Consider the following 1,596-nt stretch of genomic DNA (forward strand, 5'->3'; position numbering starts at 1 on the left):
GGCCCGATCCGGATCGGGCCGCACGACGGTGGTGGTGAGCTCGGCCGGGACGATCTCGCTGGCGGTCGCGGGCCTGTTGGCCGACCCGGAGGGCGTGGTGGGGTTGTGGACCCGACTCCAACGGGTGACCGTCAACACCGGAGTGGCCCGGGTCGTCGTGGGTCGCGGCGGGATGACCTGCATCGCCGTCAACGAGCACCAGCACCTGGAGCGGGCTGCGGGAGGGGAGGACCCTCGGGGTCTGATCACCCTGAGGTGACCGGGCATCCGACCGCCCACGGGTGACCCGCCGGCCGATCAACGCGAGGTGACGAAAAGGTGGCGCCGGCCGCCGTAACGTACGTCTGTGGCGGCCGGACACGGTGGCCGTCCGACTATCAGGAGAGCCACGATGCCCACTTTCCAGCGCGGTCACACGACCATCGCCTACACCGACACCGGCGTCCCCGCCGGACGGGAGGACGCACCCGTGGTGTTCTTCGCCCATGGTCTGCTCTTCTCGGGGTGGATGTTCCAGCACCAGATCGCCCACCTGCGGGACAGGTACCGGTGCGTGGCCGTCGACTTCCGTGGGCAGGGCGACTCGCCCCGCGCGCTCGGCGGATACGACATGGACACGCTGACCGTGGACGTCTCCGAGCTCCTCCGACACCTGCAGATCCCCGTGGTCAACTTCGTCGGCCTGTCCATGGGCGGCTTCGTGGGGATGCGGCTCGCTGCCCGCAACCCAGAGATCGTGCACTCGCTCACGCTCCTCGACTCCGCGGCCACGGCGGAGGAGCCGGCCAACCGCAGCAAGTACAAGACACTGTCCAAGGTGTACCGCCTCGCCGGCATCAGGCCCCTGCGGTCACGGGTGGCCCCGATCATGCTCGCCGACCGCAACCTCTCGGCCCCCTGGGTCGACGAGTGGATGGCGATCCTCGAGCGCACTGACCGCGCCGGCCTCGTCCGGGCCATCAACTCGGTGGCGGACCGCGACCCGTGCGAGGACGAGGCCATCCGGATCATCGCCCCGACGCTGGTCGTGGTGGGCGCGGAGGACGCCGCCACGCCGCCCGAGAAGTCGCGCCGGATAGCCGATCTCATCGCCGACACGAGGTTCCACGAGATCCCCGGTGCGGGGCATTCGCCGACCATGGAACGGCCGGACGAGGTCAACGCCATCCTCGAGGCGTTCCTCTCCGAATACAACGCGTGAGGGCGAGGGAGACGATGAGGACTCGGAGTACGGCGGGCGAGACGCACGCGACCTCCGGAGGCTGGGTGCGGGTGCTGACGGGGAAGCTCACGGCGTGGATGATCCTCGCGGCCGTCCTGCTCGTCTCCGGCGCCGTGTTCGCCCTGGCCTCGTCCGAGGGGGCGTCGGAGGCTCCCCAGACGCTGCCGGACACTTCCGAGGCCGCCCTCGTCTCCCAGATCCAGCAGGAGTTCCCCGACGCCGGATCCGTGCCGGCCGTGCTGGTGGTCACCAGGCAGGACGGCGACGTGCTCGGCCCGGAGGGGATCGCGGCCGCGGTGGGAGCGGGCGAGCGGATGGCGGAGGTCGTCGGCGCCGCGCCCCAGGGACCGATCCCGTCCGAGGACGGGGCCGCC

Annotated in this window: 1 protein-coding gene and 2 pseudogenes; all 3 read left to right on the forward strand. The window is 71.1% G+C overall.

The genetic code is table 11. The annotated features are described in order from the left end of the window. A pseudogene (locus G6026_RS16220) lies at positions 1-259 on the forward strand (phosphoglycerate mutase); the annotation flags it as partial. 132 nt (positions 260-391) lie between these two features. Further along, positions 392-1,201 (forward strand): alpha/beta fold hydrolase, encoded by an 810-nt coding sequence (locus G6026_RS16225; protein WP_107757565.1) that lies wholly within the window; start codon positions 392-394, stop codon positions 1,199-1,201. 14 nt (positions 1,202-1,215) lie between these two features. Continuing rightward, positions 1,216-1,596: pseudogene (locus tag G6026_RS16230) on the forward strand (MMPL family transporter); the annotation flags it as partial.

Origin of the sequence: Dietzia sp. DQ11-38-2, from assembly GCF_014145055.1 — a bacterium.
In the GTDB taxonomy this organism is placed as follows: Bacteria; Actinomycetota; Actinomycetes; order Mycobacteriales; family Mycobacteriaceae; genus Dietzia.

What these genes read in the sequence shown, in the direction of transcription:
- G6026_RS16225 (WP_107757565.1), top strand. Translation starts at nt 392, where the DNA reads ATGCCCACTTTCCAGCGCGGTCACACGACCATCGCCTACACCGACACC.